Annotated in this window: 13 protein-coding genes; 6 read left to right on the top strand and 7 right to left on the bottom strand. The window is 34.2% G+C overall.

All coding sequences use genetic code 11. The features are described from left to right. The first annotated feature begins 1 nt into the window (after position 1). The 6 genes from H033_RS0100430 to H033_RS0100400 all read left to right on the top strand — a co-directional run bounded on the left by H033_RS0100430 (position 2) and on the right by H033_RS0100400 (position 7,546). On the top strand, positions 2-2,356 hold the full coding sequence (locus H033_RS0100430; protein ID WP_026836550.1) for a PAS domain S-box protein: 2,355 nt from the start codon (positions 2-4) through the stop codon (positions 2,354-2,356). Beyond that, a complete protein-coding gene (locus H033_RS0100425) occupies positions 2,353-2,739 on the top strand; it encodes a response regulator (protein WP_026836549.1) in 387 nt (128 codons plus the stop codon). Before H033_RS0100430 ends, H033_RS0100425 begins: the two co-directional genes overlap by 4 nt. 661 nt (positions 2,740-3,400) lie before the next feature. Further along, a complete protein-coding gene (locus tag H033_RS0100420) occupies positions 3,401-3,859 on the top strand; it encodes an SRPBCC domain-containing protein (RefSeq protein ID WP_196809404.1) in 459 nt (152 codons plus the stop codon). 296 nt (positions 3,860-4,155) lie between these two features. Continuing rightward, on the top strand, positions 4,156-4,545 hold the full coding sequence (locus H033_RS0100415) for a response regulator (RefSeq protein ID WP_026836547.1): 390 nt from the start codon (positions 4,156-4,158) through the stop codon (positions 4,543-4,545). A 638-nt stretch (positions 4,546-5,183) separates the two neighbouring features. Next, positions 5,184-5,759 (top strand): hypothetical protein, encoded by a 576-nt coding sequence (locus H033_RS19275; protein ID WP_051227708.1) that lies wholly within the window; start codon positions 5,184-5,186, stop codon positions 5,757-5,759. A 533-nt stretch (positions 5,760-6,292) separates the two neighbouring features. Continuing rightward, positions 6,293-7,546, top strand: a complete 1,254-nt coding sequence (locus tag H033_RS0100400; RefSeq protein WP_081661788.1) for a PQQ-dependent sugar dehydrogenase — start codon at positions 6,293-6,295, stop codon at positions 7,544-7,546. 651 nt (positions 7,547-8,197) lie between these two features. Here H033_RS0100400 and H033_RS0100395 read toward each other — a convergent pair. From H033_RS0100395 to H033_RS0100365, 7 genes are all read right to left on the bottom strand, one after another. After that, on the bottom strand, positions 8,198-8,950 hold the full coding sequence (locus H033_RS0100395; RefSeq protein WP_026836544.1) for an HNH endonuclease: 753 nt from the start codon (positions 8,948-8,950) through the stop codon (positions 8,198-8,200). Between the two features lie 142 nt (positions 8,951-9,092). Continuing rightward, a complete protein-coding gene (locus H033_RS19270; RefSeq protein ID WP_034885979.1) occupies positions 9,093-11,006 on the bottom strand; it encodes an ATP-binding protein in 1,914 nt (637 codons plus the stop codon). Between the two features lie 288 nt (positions 11,007-11,294). Further along, on the bottom strand, positions 11,295-12,320 hold the full coding sequence (locus H033_RS0100385; protein ID WP_026836543.1) for a hypothetical protein: 1,026 nt from the start codon (positions 12,318-12,320) through the stop codon (positions 11,295-11,297). 4 nt (positions 12,321-12,324) lie between these two features. After that, entirely contained in the window at positions 12,325-14,079 is a 1,755-nt protein-coding gene (locus tag H033_RS0100380) for a restriction system-associated AAA family ATPase (RefSeq protein WP_026836542.1), read from the bottom strand. Next, on the bottom strand, positions 14,066-15,499 hold the full coding sequence (locus tag H033_RS20775; RefSeq protein WP_051227705.1) for a restriction endonuclease subunit S: 1,434 nt from the start codon (positions 15,497-15,499) through the stop codon (positions 14,066-14,068). The genes H033_RS0100380 and H033_RS20775 overlap by 14 nt, the downstream gene beginning before the upstream one ends. Then, entirely contained in the window at positions 15,499-17,049 is a 1,551-nt protein-coding gene (locus tag H033_RS0100370) for a class I SAM-dependent DNA methyltransferase (RefSeq protein ID WP_026836541.1), read from the bottom strand. Before H033_RS0100370 ends, H033_RS20775 begins: the two co-directional genes overlap by 1 nt. A gap of 19 nt (positions 17,050-17,068) precedes the next feature. Beyond that, positions 17,069-19,858, bottom strand: a complete 2,790-nt coding sequence (locus H033_RS0100365; RefSeq protein WP_026836540.1) for a DEAD/DEAH box helicase family protein — start codon at positions 19,856-19,858, stop codon at positions 17,069-17,071. Between the last annotated feature and the right edge of the window lie 126 nt (positions 19,859-19,984).

Here is a 19,984-nt window from a genome sequence, read left to right as displayed (position 1 = left end):
GATGAGCCGCAATAAGGGTTCTTTCAGTTTCAAAAACAATTTCCTTTCCCGGCCAATTCTGGCAGGTGTTTTTTCGTTTGTCTTTCTTTTTTTATTAGGTTTTTTTCTTCTTTTCCAGAGTTATCAGATTATAAGAGAGTCTGAAGCAAGGGAAATGATTAATGTGATGGACCTTGTGGAAAAGAACCTGAATAATTCTTTAAAGGATAGTTATTCTGTTGCATTAAGTATGGGCTTAATTATAGATGACGAGGGAAACATTAGAGATTTCGAACAATATGCTCCACTTTTATTAGAGCAATATCCTGTGATAGATGTAGTCCAAATGGTTCCGGGAGGGGTGATTCGTAAAGTTTATCCATATCAAGCAAATAAGGCAGTTATAGGATACGATATTTTAAAAGATCCTAAAACTCGAAAAGAAGCACTTAAGGCAATAGATGTTGGAAAAATGTATTTTGCAGGTCCTTTTGATCTATTGCAAGGAGGGACAGCAGTTGTTGGTAGGTTACCTGTTTTTAAGAATAATAAGTTTTGGGGCTTTTCGGCAGTCATTATAAAGCTTGAAAGTTTATTAGAGCAGGCAGAATTAAATAAACTGGCTGGAGAGAAATATATTTTTCAATTCTCTAAAATAAACCCAGAATCTAATGAGGAACAATTCTTCCTTCAGAATGATTTAGATATAGAATATAATATTTCAGAAACCATTCTTCTGCCAGACGGAGATTGGAAATTTTATATAGCGCTTAAAAACCCAAAAGAAGCATTCTACGAGCTTATACCAATGGCATTTTTTATTCTTTTAATCGCCAGTTGGTTGGGATGGGTGGTAACTCTCCTATTTAAACAACCTATTAGACTACAGGCCTTGGTAAATTCTCAAGCTGGGGAGTTGGCTGCAAGTGAATTAAAGTTTAGGACAATTTTTAACCAAGCAGCTGTTGGAATGGTAAGAGTGGAAACTGCAACCGGAAAATTTTTGGAGACTAATCAAAGATTTAGAGAGCTAAGTGGTTATAGTGCATCAGAACTAAATGGAATGAATTTTAGAGAGATTTCTCATCCTTCTGAAATTAATAAGAATTTAGTGTTAATAAAGCAATTATTAAATGGAGATATAAGAGAATACAGTCTAGAAAAGCGTTTTATTCAAAAAAGCGGTAATATTCTTTGGGTTAAACTTTCGGTTTCTCCACTTTGGAAAAAGGATACTTCTGGGAATACCCATATTGCAATTATTGAAGATATTTCAGAACGAGTAGTTGCACAGAATGAGCTAATGAAAAACGAAAAAAGGTATCGTGCATTAGTAGAAAATGGGGGTGAAGTTGTTACTATTTTCAATAGAAAAGGGAAAGCGATCTATTCTTCCCCTGCAATCCAAAAAATAGCAGGTTATTCTGAAGCAGAAATAAACTCAGTAAATCTTAGTTCCTTAATCCACCCTAAAGATATTGCAGAATTGGATAAGCAAATTTTAGAAGCCATAAAATTTCCATCTAAACCCATTTCTGGTTTTACAATTCGGGCAAAGAACAAAAAAGGAGAATGGAGATGGACTGAGTCCACGATCACAAATTTGCTGGAAGATTCTTCCGTAAAAGGATTTGTAGGGAATTTTAGAGATGTAAGTGAGAAAAAAGAAGCCGAGATAAATTTGAATAAATCTTACCAAATGGTAATGGAGCAAAATAGGCGGCTATTAAATTTCTCTTATATAGTTTCACATAATTTAAGGTCTCATTCCAGTAATATTCAGGCAATCTTAAACTTGTATAATACAACAACGCTGGAAGAAGAGAAGCTAAACTATATAGGCTTACTCTCAAAAGTAGGGAATGCTTTAAATCATACTTTAGAAGATCTCAATGAAGTTGTATCTATCAGTACTAATCTCGACCTGAATATAGATCCGTTACAAATCAATGCCTTTTTAAATAAAACAATAGACCTTTTAGAAATGCAAATTAGCGACAAAGGTGCTATAATTAAAAGGGATGTCCCAGATGAAATGATCGTTAAATTTAATGCAGCCTATCTGGAAAGTGTGCTTTTAAACTTTCTCACAAATGCAATAAGATACCGGGAGCAAAAAAGGAAATTGGAAATTTCAATTCTTGGCTATAAAGAGAACGGAGATTGGATTTTAGAGATTGCCGATAATGGAGTTGGAATAGATTTGGAGCGTCATGGCGACAAGATTTTCGGCTTGTATAAAACATTTACTCAAATTCCCAATTCTCGAGGAGTTGGATTGTTTATTACCCGCAATCAAATAGAAGCTATGGGAGGCCGCGTAGCAGTGGAAAGTGAAGTAGGCGTAGGAAGTGTATTTAAAATATATTTTAAATGAAAAAGAGCATTTGTGTAATAGACGACGATATGATCTATCAGATGATCATAAAGAAGATCATTGAACGAACAGCTCAGTTTGAAACCATCAAATTCTATAATGATGGGATCTATGCGTTAGAAGATTTCAAAGATCCTGATGTTGTCCTGCCGGAATTAATTTTATTAGATATCAATATGCCACAAATGGATGGCTGGCAGTTTTTAGAAAGTTTAATAGAACTAAGGCCCAATTTTGAGAATGAAACAATTATTTATGTAGTTACTTCCTCTATAGCTAATTCCGACAGAGAGAAAGCAAATTCTTTTGATGAGATATCTGGGTTTTTAAGCAAGCCTGTAAGTGCAGACTGTCTTAAAAAAATAATTAATAAGTATAGATAGAAGCTTGTTTAGTCTTTTTTAAATTTCACAGGATAACTATTTTCAATGCTGGCTCTGCGCTTTCTTCTCTTATATATACAATTCTAAGTTGTTCTCTAAATCAAGCATATTTCTCTGCTTATAAAATTGTTCCGCTAATAAGTGCGGCATAGTTTATATTCAGCGATAAAATTTTTCTCAAATGATCATGGCATCGGATAAAAAAACAAATTCATCGTCAATATTTCCTTCTGAGAATTTAGTGTTGATAACTGAAAATTTCACTGATCTTGTTTAATTATAGATATAAACAATTCTTAATATTTGTTTTTCACAGGTAATTTAACATATCGATAACTTATTAAAAGTTTGATTTCTTTAATTTTAAGAGAATTGATTCACCTTGCTCAAACATTATTTATTAAAGGTATAGATGAGCGGAAATAAGCTGTCGACGCGGGTAATTCGACTAGTAACTAGAATATGGTTCTCGAAGCAATTGGTGATATGCTGAAACCATTAATATTGCACTTCTCTAATAGTTTGCTTTATACGCTTAGAGAAAGACTTGCACTTACCTGAACCAAAAAAGGGTGCGATCATGGCCAATTTTGGCGGGATTGGTAAACAGTTAAAAAGGAGTAAAAAAAAAACAGCAAAAAAATTAATTAAATTAAAAATTATGGATAAGAATAAGGAATTATCATTTGAGGTTGAGAAGGAATTTGAGGTGCCGGTGAAGGAGTTGTATAAGGCCTGGATAGATCCCAAGTCATTGAAACAGTGGTGGAAGCCTATGGGTAATCTCCTTACTAAAGTGGAGAACGATGTCACTCCCGGCGGTTCAGTCCTTTATGAAGCAGGCGTAGAAGGGGAAGAACCAATCCTTCTTATCAAGGGGAAATACGAGAAAGTGATTGATGATGAGCTGCTAGTTTATAGCTGGAACTTTAATTTGCCGAAAAATGCTGTAGAGGATAGCCTGTACAAGTTGGAGGTGAAATTTTCTGAAACTTCCAACGGAAGCCGTATCCACGTCAATCAGAAAAACCTGATGGATGAAGAAGCTTTGGTAGTACATCGTGAGGGTTGGGAAAAAGGACTCCAGGATCTTAAATCTTACTTGAGTTCAAAGAGCTGATCCAAATCCGGCTTCAATCTTGGTTGTGCAGCTTAGCCTTACACTCTCGGGCTTCATTTTCAAGTGTTTTTACTACTGAAACTTTCAATCATATTTTAGAGGAGCTCTATTAAGTAGTAAATAATAGTACAATTCTGGAGATGGGATAGTTTTGGAGCGGAAGGCTGACAATATTTTCGGTTTGTATAAAACATCTCCCAAATTCCAAATTCTTGAGAGGTGGATACAAGCTTTGGAGGTAGTTTAGCAGTGGAAAGTGAAGTTGGCGTAGAAAGTGTATTTAAAATATATTTTAAATGAAAAAGAGCATTTGCGTAATAGACGATGATAAAATTTATCAGCTTATTATTAAAAAAGTGATAGAACGAACTACGGAGTTTGATTTAATTTACTTTTACAACGATGCGATAGAGGCTTTTAAGGAGTTTAAGAATTCAGACAAAAAGCTCCCAGAAATCATTCTTCTGGATATTAATATGCCACAAATGGATGGTTGGCAATTCTTAGATAGTTTAATTCCATACAGGCCAAATTTATTTAAAGAAACTATCATTTATATAGTTACATCTTCCATTGCTTACTCAGATAGAGATAAAGCTGAATCTTATAAAGAAGTGTCAGGTTTTTTGAGCAAACCTTTAAATGTAGAAAAATTAAAGGAGATCACCGATAAGCATCGAAAATAGATTTTTAGGGCTTTGTATTCATTTTAGCCTCTAGTTTAATCTCGAAATCCCACAACTTTTGGACTTGATCCAATAAATATCACTTAATCAAATTTCTCCCGAGTAATATTTATTAAGTTTTTCAGAATAAATAATATAGAGATAATGCATAGTGTAGAAAATTAAAAAAACTTTGATTTTTATTTAATCGCTTTTTTTATTCAAATCTATTTTTGTAAAACTTTTATTTCCTATTAAAACTTTGGAGGACCTGTTCGTTCTAAAAAGTTATAATTTGATAATCTGCATTATCCTTCTAATTTAAGGGTTTTTTTTAGGTTAATGATAAATATTGTGATTGCGCCTTGCTTTTGCATACTTTTCAATACCAAACTCACTATCTAATCCATAATCATGTACACTTTTCAATCCGCTGTTTTAGCTTCAGTCCTCTAATTGTGTTTTGCTTTTCTTTTTAATAATCAGTTTCTTGTAAGGCCATTTACTCTTAGTCGGGTCTCTTTTTCCAATCGTTTAAGACACTGTTAAAATCATTTAATATTGAAGAGCCTACCGATTAACAAACTTTAACTAAGTCTTAAAAACCTTGAGCTGCGGTGGCTCTTATATTTCCTGAAACAAATCAATAAATATAAATCATGGTAATCAAATTTATTAATCTTATCAGAACCATAGAGGAAGATTCCATAAAATGGATAGCGCGGCACGGAATAATGTTTCTGCGCATTTCCTTGGGGATTATCTTTATCTGGTTTGGTGCGCTTAAATTTCTTCCTGATTTGAGTGCTGCGGAAACCTTGGGAGGTAATACTATTTTAAAGTTGACCTTCGGGTTTTTAGAGCCAGCTATATCTATGAAAATCTTAGCGGTTTGGGAATGCTTGATTGGTTTTGGTCTGATCACTAAAAAATTTCTTTCCTTTACGCTCCTTCTCCTTTATTTTCAGATGGTGGGTACTCTAACCCCATTAATCCTTTTCCCTGAAATGACCTTTCAGGGAAATCTCTTGGTTCCCACCCTTTTGGGTCAGTACATCATCAAAAACTTTATCCTTATATCTGCAGGTATCGTTATAGGTGCTACAGCAAAGGGAGGTGTTATCATAGCAGATCAACTAGTGGCGGTTGAAAGTAAGAAACTGGAAAGCATGGTTATCCGTTACGAAAGGAGGTTCAAAAAGAAACCAGAACTTAAAAAACGTAATCCAAGTTAAATGCAGTTTATCGAGAATGCGGTGCGGAAATTTGGGATACTTCAAATTGAGTCTTGGCTGTCCCAAACTTGCCAGTCCCATCTCTTGTTCTACTAACTGAGTGTGGTTTTTTAAGGGTCATTTGTATGCTTAAATAGTTAAGATTGCCAGGGACGGAACATAATCTCTTGTTGATATCGCCCGCATACTGACTTTTTACCACCTGACAGCATAACCTTGAGACCAAATGGGTCCAATTATTAAAGCCTTTTTGATGTTTAGCTGCTTGTTTTTGTTTATTAATTTTATTAAAAACTTAACAGCCAAGCTTGGAGATAATTTGGGATACAGCGTTACATTTGAAATAAGTGAAAGGTTTATTGGTTATTTAGCCACCTCAAATAACCTTGAGATACAAAACCATCTTTCTATTTGTTAAACGCTTGGGACTCTATTGATCTCGAACAATAATAATTTCAAATGATAATTATACATGCTCCAGTGGAAGCAATTTAATTTTTGATACTAATCAATTCATCTAACACGTATAAAATATGTTAAACAGTCAGGATAAAAGTGCAAGCAGGAAAAATGTATTTACACTCATAATATGTATGTTTATGATTATCTGTACAAGCAATGATATTTTTGCTCAGGCTAGCAGAAAAGATACTGTTGAAATTATAAAATCAAAATCTGGAGACATTAAAGTTGAGCATCTTGCCACATTGGCAGAACCGTGGGGTATGACGTGGCTTCCAGACAATCGTTTGCTTATCACAGAAAAACCAGGACGTTTAAGAATTTATTCTAAGGGCAAATTATTAGAGTCTGTAAAAGGTTTACCCACAGTTGAATATCATGCACAGGGTGGGTTATTGGACGTAAAGCTTGATCCTGATTTTATTAAAAACAATCTTATTTATATCTCCTATTCAGAAGCAGCTGAAAAGCAACCAAACATAGAAAGAGATGAGGGTGATCTACGACTTGGAAAATTTAATGATTTTAGTGATTCTGTTCTAAAAGGGGGTGCTGTTGCACGGGGCAAACTAGTGGGCAATGAAATACAAAACCTAGAGGTTATTTGGCGACAAGTGCCAAAGACCATTGGAAGAGGGCATTTTGGCGGTCGGCTTTTATTTGCTCCAGATGGCAAGCTAATTATTACTTCAGGCGAACGTCAGCGTTCAGAACCTGCTCAGGATTTATCTACTAATTTAGGTAAGATAATTAGAATTAATTCAGACGGAAGCATTCCAAATGACAATCCATTTGTAGGCAGCAAAGGTGTTCAGACTGAAATATGGTCCTATGGAAACCGCAATCCGCTTGGAGTTGTCTTCCACCCTTTTACAAATCAACTATTTAGCCATGAAATGGGTGCACATCATGGTGATGAATTAAATATTATTTTACCAGGGAAAAACTATGGCTGGCCTATAGTGAGTAATGGATATCACTACAATTTAAGTCCCATACCACATCATGATACTCAGCCGCAGTATGAAAAGCCTATATATTATTGGCATCCAGCAATTTCACCATCAGGGCTTATTTTCTATACAGGCAAGCTCTTTAAAGATTGGTATGGAAATGCACTTCTAGGAAGCTTTAACTCGGAGGCACTCGTGGTATTAAATATCGTTAGCAATAACGTAAGTGAAGAAGAACGTATATGGCTTCACCGGAGAATTAGAGATGTTATTCAAGCTCCGGATGGTTCGGTATATTTACTTACAGATTATAAAGAAGGGGAGCTGATAAGGCTCTCGCCCGTTAAAGATCAAAACTTTTCGAAAAAATAGACTTTTTTCCTTAAGCGGTCAACTTTAAATTATAACAAAACTATACCCCAAAGTACGAGCCTAGGCTGTGGCAAGCATAAATAGATATAAAGATAGTATACTTGTTTCTTAGCGAGCTTCGGAAAGGGATGTTACAATTAACTCTACTGCAATCTTTGCCGGCTGTGCAGCAAAAGCTGCCAAAAGTAAATTTCACACTCATAAGTCTTTTTTATTTTAAATATAAGCAAGATTTAAGGTAGAGTCAAGACACTCAATATCTCCATTATTGTAATTGTAGATTGTTAGTCTATTTTCGATGTATCTTTCTTTCATTTAAACGAGATAATAATATATGGATAATGCACAAATTAAAAAACACCGAGACAAATGTCAGGGGGTTTTAAGGTGGTGCCTCCAGAAGCTAATCAATTTAGACTGCTTCATAGTAATTTGGAGTAAATAGCACTATTTAAATATTAGGATTCTAAGAAAAAATCATCACTGTAATTCACTGAACTTGAAAAAACTTAAGCGTATTCTAAAGTAAATACGATTATTAAGATTTTCTCTATTTTAAAATACTTGAATACTGGAACTTTTTCTTATCGTCTGATTTTCTTGATACATATTACCTAATTGAGAATTTTTATTTGATAGCCAGCTTTTTTATTAATTTATATTACCATTAGCATTTTTACGCAATTGTTTCAATTCCGTCATTTTCAACCAAGGTCTTTTTTTATGTGCCATTCTGTGACAATTCGGACAAAGCATTGCAAGATCCTCAATTTTGGTTATATGCCCTGGTTGCATTTCGCTAACTGGAATCGTGTGATGGGCTTCTATAAAATCTGCACCAATTTCTCCGTATTCCTGCTCAAAGTCAAATTCACAAACTTGGCAAAACAAACGACCATTTTGGTTCTTAAAATTCTGCTTTGCAATCTGAGCAACCTTTGAATTCCGCTCACGATATTTATGTTTTCGTTCAGATATTTTTCCCTCGGGAAATTCACCATCTAAGTTCACATTCGCTTTAAACTCTTGAGATAAATTGTGTTTCCAATATTTTCTCTTTTTTTTGTGCGGTTCTATTCCGAGATTTAGACAATATTTCTGAAATGAAATTTCCAACTTCTCATTCGTTCCGAGTTTGTTGTCCATCAATCTTTCGATAACAACATTTGTCTCACGCCCGTCTTTTTCCGAATTTAGGTGTTGTTCTAATTTATTGTTTTTATAACCCACAAATCTACTTGGTGCAAACCTTAGTTCGTCGCTAATTTTGTAAGCTACAAAACAAGCTCCAGCACGAATTAGTTTTATTGTTTTATCATTTTCAGAATTTGTTCCTTCTGATAGATAAAACTCAACTGTTTCCAGATTCTGTTCTAATTCTTCGATGTTATCTATGTGTTTCATTTGCTTGTTGCTAAGGGTATGATTAATGACAATTAGCGTAAACTATGGATACGTTTTTGCAATTTAGTTATTTTGTTTAAAACTTCACTTTTTACTAGATTGAGCTTTATTTTAGGTAACCAACGTTGGGAATAGTGCTTAACTACATAGCTAATTTTTCTTGCCTATTATATAGTTCTATTCCAGTAATATCTTCATATCTTTCATTAAGTCTTTTTCGCAAGTTGAATAGTCTAGATTCTGCAGAATCTACAATTTGTGAGAATAAACATATTTGAACTTTACCTTTCTCTACTCCATTTTCATTTTTTATCGTATGGATAGGCTGAATCTTTGCATTAAAAGTTTCCCCTACAATAAACGCATTAATATTAGGAGTGCCGATAATTGTTCCACAATTCATAAAATCTTCAACATAACCCACGGCCTGATCTCTCTCTGATCTTCCTAAAGTAAAGCCACCACGTTTCAATTCTATAATTAAAATTTTGTCGGTTGTATTTAATCCACTTTCGACATCATAAGTTTGAGTTCCAGTAATTGAAAAAGTAGAATTTCCTTTGATTACTATATCCGGTCTTTTTCTATGATTGTTGAACAGTGTTTTATCTATTTGTTTACCAAAAACCTTCTCAACTGTCGTATGTAATTGATTATTAGATGCGTATTCCGGAGAGTCAAACTCAGGTCCGAAAATCCATCTCGCACTCGCAATTAATGGATGTAGAACCTGTAATTCATCTACTGATTTATCATTCCCTAATTTTCTAATAGCCTCAATAACTGAAATTCTCTTGTCAATTTCATCTAATACAGTTAACGCATCTTTTACTGACCATTTATCTAATAATTGATTTAGTCCATCTATATCTTCATCTGTGAAAAGAGAAATTTTTTGTAACAATTCACTTCCGCTCCTAGTTTTTTCAAGATTCAGGACGGTTTCTACCGCTAAGTTTACAGATTCTTGACGAGCAGTTGGATTGCTAATGGTTAAATGCTCAATTGCTTCATCAAATTCATATTTTCCTAATGGACTCAGAGCTTGGTATTCAGTTTTATATTCTTTTTTAATTTGTTTTGTTGTTTCACCTATATTGTCCCGAGCAATTTCTGAAAACATTTCTTGCACTACTTCATCTACTTTATCGAAAATATTATCCAGAGAATTTTGGTTTTTAAATCCAGTCCAGTCTTCTCTAATAAATTCAGCTAAATCTTTCGTTTCCACAACTACGGAATATCTCTTAGCTTGTTTCGTTCTGCCATCCAAAACCATATTTTTACCCACAATCCAAGATGGTTCTCCGACCAATCGACCTGCTTGCCAAAATGCAATTCCTTGATATATAGTAGATTTTCTAGATTTTTTTGCATCAATTAAATGAATTTTCAGCTTGATCTTATCCACTTCAATTTCTCTGGAAAAGATCAATCCTTTATGTTCCTCCAATTGAATATTTTGTTTATTTATTGAAACTTTAAATTTAGGATCATGTAGAAATCTTGCAGATATCACTTCTAAAATATGTTCAGATTTTGGTAAATTCTTATGTATCTCCACAATTAATTTAGTCCCAGATTTTTTTGCTTTTTCAAAACTCTCAGATTTAATTATGAATGGTTCTTTTTCGCTTTTTGTTGTAATAGTAAATGTTGATTTTTTACCATTACTTGATGTTATTACTCTATATTCATTGTTGAAGCAAAGCATACCATGTCTTCCTACGCCATTTCTACCATAAGCATATCTTTGCAAATCCACATTTGTTGGAAAAGTAACTTTTCTGCCTTGATGCTTTAATCTGTTATATCCAAGTTTCATCCACCGTGAATAAAACTCGGCTTTCGTCAAACCAACTCCATTATCCTCAATTATTAAATCCTCTCCTAATTCATTTGGAATATAAATATCGACAATAGTTGCTCCTGCATCCCAAGCATTGGCGACTAACTCAGTAAGAGCAATCTCAGCAGAAGTTGCAAGTCCCCCTAGAGTTCTCAATAAATAATCCTCTTCAAACAGAGAACCTTGCACAAAATCTTCTTTGCTCATAGCTTTGTTTTTTAGCAATATACTCAAAATGTTATATTAATATCAATATAGACTTTTAATCAATTTATATTCGGTTTACATACAATTTCTAGCTTCTGTCTCAAGAAAACTAGAGCGTATTCTATAGCTTCTAAATTATATTACATTGAAAAACGGCAGTATACTTTAAATCCCAGAGAAAATTTGTGGTACTATGAGAAGCTTACTCTAAAAAGGTAATTTGAAAAATTAATAATTATTTATCTAAAATTTGGAATTCATCTAATATATGATCTTCCCCTCATTCCGTTATTTATTAATTGCCTCTAGAAAAGGTATTTTCAAAAAATTCATATCACCATATTTATTTCTCTCTAATATATCAATGTACTGTTCGTGCGTTTTGCCAAAATTCATATCAGCAATATATTGTTCTTCATAGTACATCCTCATTTCGTCAGTACAACACTCTGCTTTAAAGTTCTCCTTTATTCCAAATACTCTGTCCCAAGAAGTTACTTTGTCTGTATTGCCAGCACTTGTAAGGTCGATTTCAATGTCTTCAGGTTCTATTGTTGAATCAAACGGTTTATTAAATGTTATATCAATTTCAATATCGTGCGTTGTTCTGCTATATGGATAAAAAGCAACTGTCCTTGTTTTGCTTTCATTCCTTTTGCCTTTATTGTTTGTAATATAGAGAGTGTCCTCACTAAGTTTGTACTTTCCATTACAATTGTCACAAATAGGAATCAGGTTTTTAAAATTCAAAGAATTAAAAGGATAATGTTTTCTAGGTAAGTAGTGGTCTAATGCACTTCTGTGAGTATGAAATTGGGTTAGTATTTTATTGATGCCACAACATTTACAAACTGAAGATTTTTTGACTACTGTTTTGTAATATGTGTTTATGTCTTCATATACATTGTAAAATGGTGCGAGCTTTATACAATGTTCATAAAGACAATTACAAAAGGTTTTTATTGCTTTTTTGAGATTGATATCTACGGCTTCAATGTGACAGTATTTTACAGGCTGAATATCTCCATTACACAACTCTCTAATTTTATTGTTGTTGTGAACTGCGGTCTTTAACAGTTTAATTTGCCTACGATCAAGTGTTTTACAAATTATGTAAGCCTCTGATAATGGAGTTAAAACATAATCTGTATTGATGCCATCAATAAGATTCCTATACTTCTGCAATACTAGTGCAGAACTGAATGTTGGTGCTCCAATATTCTTAGCATTAAAAATCACATCAAGCATAACGTGATTAACAAATGACTGTACCTTCTGAATTTTGGAATATGAATAATTATATGGTTTTATCATTTACCTACTTCTTATCTGTAACTTCCTTAATTAGCATTAGCTTTTCAATTGAATCACCAAATTCATTGTTCAATTCTTCAATTAAATCTTCTGTTTTTTCTTCACTATCGAAACGTTTTTTGAATTCCGTCATTTTTGACATAGCGTAAGTGCCAATTGTCTCTTTGTTTTTAAAGATTCTATTAGTTAGAAGATTTACAGATGTTCCATAAGTGTCAATCCCTAATTCACTTGCTTTCTTCGCCGTCGTATCTCCACTTTCATCCTTCTCAAAAAGCACAACATTATCAGGCAAGCAATCTGAAATAATGAATGGTGAATGAGAAGTCAGTAAAACGTCTTTGAGCAGATGAACATTGAAGTCTCCATTGGGTAGACCTTTTGGGGTTCCTGATGAAATACTATCATTCAAGACTTTGACAAATTTGGCTCTCCAACTAGGATTAAAGTGTGTTTCTGGTTCGTCTAAAAGCAAAAGAGAACGCTTGTCTTTGAGCAATAAACAAATTCCCATAGTATGAATAAACTGATGTTCTCCATCTGAAAAACTTCTCAGAAGCAAATCTTTGACTTTACCTGTTCTAAGTTCTTTGGTGATATAGAAATCTAAAAAGTGAAATACATCTTGACGGGGACTACCGGCTGGCAATTTCCCGTCAGTGTAAACCCCTTTGGAGCGATATACATCAACTTTCGTTTCTTCATCAACAAAATGATTGTTCAATTCATAAAGCAGCCTGAAAAATTGAAAGCACTCTAAAGAGTTGCTATGAAAATACTCTTTGAAAGCATCTTTAGTTGCTTCACTTATATAAAAATCTAACCAAAGTGTTTTTGTTTTATGATCTAAAAACCAAGAGGTAGCGCATTTTTTAAGATCATCCAGTTGATTTTGCTCAAGCAGCTTAAGAATTGCAGCTTTAGTCGGCTTTTTGGTTTCTTCATCTTGAAACTCAAAATCGTGTAGGCGAATATTCATTCTGAAACTTCTCAGCCCTAAAATCCCGGTATTGTCTATATGTCTTAATGGGGCAAGCGTTTCTTCATTTTCAAAAAGTAAACATGCCAATAGCACTGCCTGACTCATGTTATTGTCGATATAAATCAAGCTGTTTTCAGGCTCATCAAATGAGGGATGTTCATTTTTTGTTGCTTGCTTATATTCGTCTAAATGTAATAAACGACTTTTTATAAATGGTAAACTTAAAATTTCGTTCTCACCTGAAGAATAGCCAATGATATAAGCAGGTAGGTACATTTTATCTTGCTCTTCAAGTATTTTACCTGATGAATTTACTATGCCATTCTTTTTGTCTTGTTTAGTAGTTTCAGGATTAGGTATTATTATGCTTTCTTCCTTAAAAGGATATCCATAAACTCTTATACCAGGCTCTTCTCCTGCTTTTTTTGATATTACAACTTTATCAAAGTAAAAAAGGGTGTATTGTTTTCTGTTGTGCTGCCCAATCAAATACTCTAATGTAAATGCATCTGGGGTGCAATCATTGCGATTAAAATTCTTGGGGTCTTTAATACTTTCGGGTAAATACTTAGCAACACAAACCTCTAAATGGTAGAAAATATTTGCCAATGCCTCTAGCACATTGGATTTTCCGCTACCATTTAAACCTGCAAAGCAGAATGGACGAAATTGTTCCATTGCTTCAGTATCAGCTAACGAATGAAAATTGATTTCAAAACCTTGCTGCAAGCTTCTGAAACCGTCTTCATTCTCTATTTTGAGTTTAAGTAGTTTCATTTTGCAAGGTCAATTGTATTTTGTTATCCTTAAATAATTGCTTCACTAAATTTTCTTCTTCCTTCATAACTTTAAAAAGAATGTACTTAGCTTTATCATATTGAGATTTATCCTCAAATTCCTGTTCATTTAGACGGTCAATTAATCGTTGAATAAAAGTGATATCATTGACAACACTGCTAATCATGTTTTCTTCATCATTCTTATCTAAATCAATGGAATTAATTAAGGCTTCTAATTCAGCATCTACGTCCACAATTATTCTTTCATTGAACACTTGTTGTGATAGGCTCTTTAATAGATTTTCTGATTGCGTTTGATGTTGTAAAAGTTTTTGTTGAAAAACCGAGTAGTTTTTGGCGATTTCTTCAAATTGTAGTTGCTCATTGTAGTCAGGCTTTATAAATGGAACCTTTTGAAACTCTCCTTTTGTAAGCAATCTTTTCATACCGCCAGTGGCATAGGATTGCACATATTCAGCGGAAACTTTGAACATCCAATACAGAAAAAAAATGGAAACATCTTTCGCTGGAACAACTGCATTTATCTGCTGATTAAAAGCAACTCGTCTGTCGGTGATTGCCGAACGACCAATAGAACTAATACTACCAGCTATACAAGCAACTAACAGTGCATTTTCATTGACATATCTTGATTTTGCAAATCCAGTTTCCGATAAATACTCAGAAGCGTGAGTTAAAAAATGACTTTGACTTGTAATATTGTCAGTTTTAATCCATTCTATAAAGTTTGAATCGTAGTTGCTTTTGTCTTTGCGTGGAGGTGTATTTCCTGTAATAATTTGGCCAAAGTCTTTCAGTGGCTTTTTATCAAATCCTTTAGGATTATTCGAAACATCCCCAAACATCTCCAAAAAAGTAGCCCTCAGCAATTCATCATATTTGGTTATAGTTTCTGCTCTCTTATCTAAAATGGCTTTTGCCTTGTCTAAAATGGCTACAATTTTATTTTGGGTCTCAAGGTCGGGAAGAGGGATTTCAACATTTTCTATATCTGTAACACTGATAGATGGATATGCATCATCCTTGATCAAATGATATGGAGGTCTGTAATTAAAGTAGAATGCAACATATTCATTGTTTACATGCTTACTTGTAATTGTGACAACTGCTAAATGGCTAACTATATAAGCATCTTCAGGCAAAACATAAACTCGCCCCATTTTAGATGACATACCACTCTTGGCAAAAAGAATAGAGCCTTTGGGAAAAAGTCTCATTTTTTTCTCTTTAGCAAATAAAGGATCAATTTTTTCACATTCATCAATAGGTATTCCTCGAACTAAAAATTCCAAGCTGCCTGCACGAATAAATGGAATTCCTTCATCAGAGAATTTATCCTTTTGAGGTGCTGAATTTCCAGCAGTCACTTTGGCAATATTTTTCAGAACACCTACCATTATCCAATCAAATTTTTAAGTTCTTTCATGTCCTTTTCGATTTCCGTTTCTAAAATAAAAAGCGCTTCCAGAATCTTTTGAGGTGGCTCATACGTTTGTTCTTGGTATTCAAATTTTTTGTAGCGGTTGTAACTCAGGTCGAGTCCATTATCTTGTATTTCGGATAATGGCACATAAAAATGATTGGTTCTTTCTATGGGTGTTTGGTTTGTCCTGTTTTTATAGGCGTCTACTGCTATGGGCAGAGGATTTTCGGCCAATTTCCTCCTGTTATCGTCTAAGCTATACCCATCATTTTTTAAATCATAAAACCATACTTTTTCGGTATGCCATTTGGAGCTATCTTCTTCGGCTTTGGTGAAAACCAGAATGGACGTCTTAACTCCAGTATAGGGTTTAAAGGCTCCACTTGGCAGAGATATTACGGCTTCTAGCTGGTTATCCTTCAATAGTATTTCTCTTGTTTGTTTTTGTGCTGTACTACCTCCAAACAATACCCCTTCAGGAATGATTACGGCAGCTTTCCCTCCAGGGCGAAGCATTTTGGAAATACGTATCAGAAAGAGCAATTCACTATTGGTGCCCGTAATTTTGAGTTTATCACTCATTCCGCCTTTATCAATTCTACCTGTAAATGGTGGGTTAGCCAAAATCACCGAATATTCTCCATCCTTATATTCTTTGTCATATTTTTTGGAAAGTGAATCTGTATTTTCAATTTGAGGAACCTTGATGCCGTGCAGCATTAAGTTCATCAAACCAATTCGAACCATTGTTTGATCCACATCAAAACCATAAAATGATTTTTCCCAGAGATTATCCCATACTTCTTGTTTACTTATTTTATCTCCTCCAAATCTTCTGAATCGATTCAAACCGTTTTCATCTTCAATAATTTCTTTAGGGCTGGTGTATTTAGTTAGAACATGTTGATAAGCACCTACCAAAAAACCACCTGTTCCACAGGCTGGGTCACAAATTTTATCTGTCCAGTCTGGGTCAATAATTTCACACATTAACTGGATCAAATGTCTTGGAGTACGAAATTGACCGTTTTTACCTCCAGAACCCATTTCATCAATAAGGTATTCATACAAGTCTCCTTGAGTATCCTGAAATTGCTGTCCTTCGTCTTGCTGTTGCTTTATGTCTTGAAAAAGTTCATCAATGGATTTAACGGCTTCATCCAACAGTGCAGAATTGTTGATGATAAACATGGCATTCTCCATATACCTTGAATAAGGTTGAGAAGGGTCATTGAGATTTTTTATAAACGGAAATGCCTTGTTAGAAACTACCTCCAACATAGTATCAGGGTCGAGCTGAGAGAAATGCGACCAACGACAATCTTCCTTGTCATCAAAAATTGATTTATACTCTTGCTCTGCGAAAATTGCTTTTGCTTTTTCCAGCGCATCTGCATCATCTATTCTCCTCATAAAAAGCAAATAAGAGATTTGCTCAATAGCAGTAATAGGGTTAGTGATACCTCTACTCCAAAACTTATCCCAAAGCTTATTGATTTTTGATTTTAATTCGTTTGATAACATTTGTCTGTATAATTATTTGTTATGCTGCTATTCGTTGAATAACTGTTATTATTTCTTCAATTTCTTGTGGTGAAAACACACCTAATATACCTTGTGGGTGCAATTGTGTAAAGGGTGGATTTATCAAATCTTTCTTTTCAATTTTCCCTTTGTCAATTAAGTATTTTTTTAATACCGTCATAAATTCAATTTGATTGCTTGAAAGGTTGTTGTGCAATTTGATAAACTCGTCAAAAGCTAAAGTCACGGTTTCTTCAAATGAATGGACTATTTCAACTTGCAAAATGTGTTTGATAAACTGTAAGAACTTGGCGTGCTGATTGCCATAAACACGTTGTAACAATTTTTCAGTAACGAAGGGGTCTTTCTCGTTCATCATTTGAGCCAGTACATTCAACTCATCTTCTGTAATTCTATCACCAGATTTGATCTTTTTCAAAATTGGATTTTGTTCAGCTAGTTCTTGCACCATTGCTTCAACCATGTCTTTGTATCGGCTAACACTCACCAATTCATTTTCTGGTCCAAATTCAATCATTTCCTTTTTGTAGGTCACATCTATTAGATTGAGACTTTCCTGTTCATCACCACCATCAAAACGTTGGCGGTATCTCATTAAAGGAGCAACTTTATCAATAATCAATTTAAGGTCGCTTTCAGCTGGATTTGCCCAAAAACTATTCTTCAATGCACGGTTGATGATTTCCTTTTCTTTGGCAACAACACCAATATTTAAAGGTAATTCGGCTATTTGGGTGACGATAAGTTCTCTTAAATTTTCAAGGTCTTGACTTTCGCTATTTAGTTGAGCAATAGAAAACTCAACAATGTCTTTTTCAAAACGCATTGCTTTGAAATCAACGGATGAAAGTGCTCTTAAAATAGGAGCTATAGTTTGGTCAAGGAATTGAATTTTCTCTTCACTCAGTTCATCCCAAAAGTTTGTTTCATAAACCTTTTCCAAATCGGATGCATTGTCTCGAACAACTACATTTTTATTTGGTAAAGAGTTAATCAGTTTTTCTAACTCTAATTTTTCAGAGGTTGCAATTTCAGAACTTTGCTCGAGAGCAATTTTCAGTTTTTCCAATCGCATTTTGAATAAACGAACGGGTAAAGCTGTTTGCGTTTTATTCTCCTTACCTTTCGGATTTAATTTGAAGTATTCAAAATTATCCCAACAGTCAATGACTAGGAATTTGTCTTTATCGTGACACCAACTTTTTCGTTGATTAGCATTTAATATTCTAGTTCCTCTACCAATCATTTGCCAAAACTTGGTGTAAGAGAAAACGGGTTTTGCAAAAACTAAATTTACTAATTCTGGAATATCAATTCCAGTGTCTAGCATATCAACGCTAATAGCAATTCTTGGGAAATCGTTATTTTTAAATTGATCCAACAAACCACCTTTGCCATACACTCGAGGGTCGTCTGAAACGATTACCTTGGCAATTTCTCCAGCACCCTGCGGATAGAATTGATCAAACACTTCTTTGATCCTTCTAGCGTGTTTCATTGTCATGCAGAAGAAAATAGTTTTGCCAGGCAAAACTCCGTTTGGGTCTTTTATGCACTCCTCCCAAAATTCACGAACAATTAAAGCATTTGTTCCCTTATTGGTTACAGCCTTTTCAATATCTGTTCCTTCAAAGTTTATCTCAATTGGGTCTTTGCCTTCTGCAATTAATTTTCTTTGGTCATCTTCATTTATAGTATTAAGATGAATTCCTTCCTGCTGAAACTTGGTTGTTAGTTTCATTACTTCAAAATTTGACAAGTAAGGAGGTATATTGTTCACGGCATCTTCAAACGTGTAAGCAAAGGTTGGAAGTCCATCTTCGCATTCAAACAGTTGAAAAGTGTTGTGATCAACTGCATCAGTAGGAGTAGCAGTTAGTCCAAGAATAATTGTATTGAAGTAGTTCAGTACATTTTGATAAACATTATAAATCGAACGGTGACTTTCATCAATCACAATTAAATCAAAAAAGTGAGGCGACAAACCTTTTTTTTCATTTTCAATAATGTTTAGCATCGTCGGATATGTTGAAACATAAATCCGTCTGTCAGTTGCTAATTTGGTTTCGTCAGTATGTGGCCAGACAGAATATTGTGGTGCATTTTCTTTGAATGCTTCAATTGCTTGATCTCTCAATGCAATTCGGTCAACCAAAAACAAAACCCTTGAAATCCAACCTGCTCGCATTAGACCGTCAACCATTGCAATACAAATTCTTGTCTTGCCCGTACCTGTTGCCATAATCAAAAGGAATTTTCTTTTCCTTTCTTCCATAGCTTCAAATACAGCTCTGATGGCTTGTATTTGATATGGTCTGCCAGCAATACTAGTATTAATTAATTCATCAGCTAAAGGTTTCTTGTTTTTGCGAATGAAAACCATTCGTTCCAAATCTGCTCTTGTCGGAAATGCAAATATTTTCCTTGGCGCATAATTCTGTAGGTCCCAAAAATAAATATCATTCCCATTTGTGTACATACAAAAGGGTAAATCACAATCATATTGCTTTTGAATATTGTAAGAATATTGTTTAGCTTGTTCTTCTCCAATTCTTGCATCCACAGTTGATTTCTTTGCCTCAACAATAGCAAGAGGTTTACCGTTCTTCCCTAGTAAAACATAATCGCTGAATTCAGAACTGTATGACTTCGTTGGTTCACTTATAAAATTGTTCTCAACGGAAATATAAAACTCTTCTACAACCTGAGTTCGGTCGGTAACGTTCCATCCAGCTTGTTTGAGACGGTGGTCAATTATTTCTTTTCTTGTTTTTGCCTCATTAAGCATACAGATTTTTTTATTTCACTACTCAATGGATTAGGGCAGAGGTGAGAATATTCGTGAAGCTAATATATAATAATTCGTTAGCATAATCTGGAGCGCATATTAAATTAGTTAAGGAGCACCAATTAA

Origin of the sequence: Gillisia sp. JM1, from assembly GCF_000424645.1 — a bacterium.
In the GTDB taxonomy this organism is placed as follows: domain Bacteria; phylum Bacteroidota; class Bacteroidia; order Flavobacteriales; family Flavobacteriaceae; genus Gillisia.
Note: the sequence above shows the minus strand (reverse complement) of the source record. Positions and strands in the feature narration are given on the sequence as shown.